The organism is Streptomyces sp. (assembly GCF_036566765.1).
Taxonomy (GTDB): domain Bacteria; phylum Actinomycetota; class Actinomycetes; order Streptomycetales; family Streptomycetaceae; genus Streptomyces.
In genome coordinates this window covers 1-2678 of the sequence record NZ_DATCVQ010000260.1, presented here as the reverse complement: position 1 = coordinate 2678, position 2678 = coordinate 1, and the positions used below count along the sequence as shown (strand labels likewise).

Here is a 2678-nt window from a genome sequence, read left to right as displayed (position 1 = left end):
TCGTCTGCAGACTCAGCGAAGTCCATGGTCATCCCGAACTCCCGGGTCCGGGCCTCGATCCCGACCCGGTCCTCGGGCCAGTCGTCGGCCAGCGAAGCGGCCATGAGCACGGCGTACTCACCGTAAGGGTTGAGATGCATAGGACCATTACAGCAGAGTGGCGACCATGACCAACAGCGCAACAGAGGAGTCCCGGCGTGCGGACGCCACCCACGAACACGGCTGGCTCACCGAGTCCAGCCACCAGACCTCGGAGGGCCGAGTCGTCTACGTGCGCTGCGCGGTGTGCGGCGTACGTCGCGTCGACCTCCTGCCCCATCCGCATCTGCCGCCGCGACCGCTGAGCCGCGAGCACGGGTGAGCGGAGGAGCGTCAGTCCGCCGCGACCCGGTCTTGATGCCGCGCAGTCCGACCGGTCAGGGACGGAAGGTCGCGCGGTACTGCGTCGGGGTGTGACCGGTCAGGTCACGGAAGCCGGCGTTGAACGCTGACAGGGAGGTGTACCCGATGCTGTGCGCGATGGTCGCGACGGAGTCCTCACCGGCAGCGAGTTTTTCGATCGCACGCACCACCCGCATCCGGCGCAACACCGCAGTCCAGGTCATCCCGCACTCGCTCTCGAACCGGCGGGCCAGCGACCGCGGCGCCAGCCCCACGTCGCGGGCGATTTCCTCGAACCGGACGTCCTCGGCCAGCCGGTCGTTGGTCACCGCCAACGCCCGACGCAGCTCCGGTGACCGGCCGGCGGGCACCGTGACGGGGCTGGGATCCTGCGCCAGCCGCCACGCCACCGCAGCCAGCGCGCCGAACATGCTGCGTGCGTACGATGACAGCGGCTCGGCAGCGTCGGGCCAATCGACGCATTCCGACACCAGGGCCCGGCCCAAGGGGCTGAGGTCGAACACGGTCAGTGGCGCGGGCGGCGGCGGCACGAAGCCGACGTCGAACAGCACGGAGGACGTCTTCACCGATTGCGGGATGGCGACCAAGATCGGCTCGTCCGCAGCTATGAGCGCGGCCCGTGCAGGAGGCAGCACCCACGAGCTGCCGTGCGCCTCCAGCCGCAAGGCGCCCTGGGAGGCGCAGAGCAGATAGTGCCGGTCGACGCGAAGCTCGGCTGCCGGTGCTGCCGCGAAGTCCCGCGCGAATGCGTACGCCTCGCGTGTCAAGAACGGCCTCGCACACGCTCACCCTAGACCACGCTGCGGGTCAGACGGTCTCGAGAAGAGTGGCCCGGAACCGGCGACTCACGGGAGGCGCGGAGAGCAGCGGCCGGAGCACCGTGCCCGAGCGATCGAACACATCAGTGGCGAGGTAGTCGGCGAAGGACCGCTCGTCGTCCCATTCGTGGATGACGACCACGCCCTCCTCGTCGCGAGCGGCATACACCCTGAACTCGAGGTTGCCCGGCATGGCACGGATCTCTTCGCGCGCGCTGTCGAGATGGGCAAGGACAACGGGCCGGTCGGTGGGTGCGGTGCGCAGGTCGAGTACGGCGATGAACATTGAGATCTCCTGACAGTCGAGCCGGCGTCGGTGCCGGTCCTCGCAATCCTTCACCGCCGGACAGAGGTCCGGCTCGCGTCAGTCAGACACGTTCAGGCTCTCAGCGGACAGCCTCGACACACCTTTGGTCGACTTCCGAGACGTGACGCGCGTCGTCGCCGGCCACATGACCATGGCGGCAAGGACCAGGAGCGCGCCAGCGGGAGCTTCGGACCAGGGGGCTGTGTCGTGGGAGACATAGCCCGCAGCGATCGGACCAACGATGAAGTATGTCGGCAGCACAGTCGTCGCGGCGATCAGCAGCGCTGTCACCACTGTGCTCACGGACCGTGCGGTGGCCGGACGGTCTTCGGAAGCCCCGGGCCAACCAGTCGGGCTGTACCCAACCGCTGCGATCGCGGCAGCGATGACCAGCGCGGTGGGCCACAGGATGTCAACGACAATGAGCGCCGTCAGGTAGAAGTCCGGAACGGTGACCGGCCTGCCCGCGATCCCAGATGCCAAGGCCAGCACGCCGATGCCGGCGAGTCCGGCGGCCGGGATGACGGCGAGCGGCCACAGGACGAGGCGACGAAAGGTGGGCATCAGCAGAAACGGCAGTGCGAACGCAGCGACGGCCAGCAGCAGGACCGAGAGCCCGTAGAGCTCAGCCGCATGCCCGATCGGATGCCACGGGCTGGCCGGCCACTGGAAGTCGTAGAGGTGGTCCTGCCGCTTGAGGCAAGCAGGTTCGTCGAAGCCGCCACGCGGGCAGACCCCAGACCAACGTTGCCACGCTGCGAGGTAGGCAAGAACCCCTGACCCGGCGAGTGCGGCCGAGGTGAGCGCGCGTGCGCCGCGGTGTCCCGGCTTCATGCGTTCACGGAAGCATGCCGTTCAGCCGTTGGAGGTCGGTGCAGCCGTGCCTCCTCGATGTTGAGGACGGCCGCAATCGCCGTTGGTCGGCCCTTCAGGATCAGGCGTCGTACTCGCTCGCCGCCCGCGGCTCGACGAGCGGGAACACTCAGGCAGGCTGGGCGTCGCGGAGGCGCTGCGAGATGACGGTGGTGACACCGTCGCCGCGCATGGTGACGCCGTAGAGGGCGTCACCGACCTCCATGGTGCGCTTCTGGTGGGTGATGACGAGCAGCTGTGAGGACTCGCGCAGCTCCTCGTAGATCTCCAGGAGCCGG

4 protein-coding genes are annotated in these 2678 nt (G+C 68.5%); 1 reads left to right on the top strand and 3 read right to left on the bottom strand.

Features of this window, described 5'->3' with window-relative positions; genetic code table 11:
- The first annotated feature begins 166 nt into the window (after positions 1-166).
- On the top strand, positions 167-361 hold the full coding sequence (locus VIU94_RS14705) for a hypothetical protein (RefSeq protein WP_331911533.1): 195 nt from the start codon (positions 167-169) through the stop codon (positions 359-361).
- A 55-nt stretch (positions 362-416) separates the two neighbouring features.
- On the opposite strand, the gene VIU94_RS14700 is transcribed toward VIU94_RS14705, so the two are convergent.
- From VIU94_RS14700 to VIU94_RS14690, 3 genes are all read right to left on the bottom strand, one after another.
- Positions 417-1169 carry an AraC family transcriptional regulator gene (locus VIU94_RS14700; protein ID WP_331911531.1) on the bottom strand — a complete coding sequence of 251 codons (753 nt, stop codon included), beginning with the start codon at positions 1167-1169 and terminating at the stop codon, positions 417-419.
- 40 nt (positions 1170-1209) lie between these two features.
- Positions 1210-1506, bottom strand: coding sequence for a putative quinol monooxygenase (locus VIU94_RS14695; RefSeq protein WP_331911529.1), 297 nt, complete (start codon positions 1504-1506; stop codon positions 1210-1212).
- Between the two features lie 78 nt (positions 1507-1584).
- Positions 1585-2361: a hypothetical protein gene (locus VIU94_RS14690; protein ID WP_331911527.1), complete on the bottom strand. Its 777-nt coding sequence runs from the start codon at positions 2359-2361 to the stop codon at positions 1585-1587.
- Positions 2362-2678: the final 317 nt, after the last annotated feature.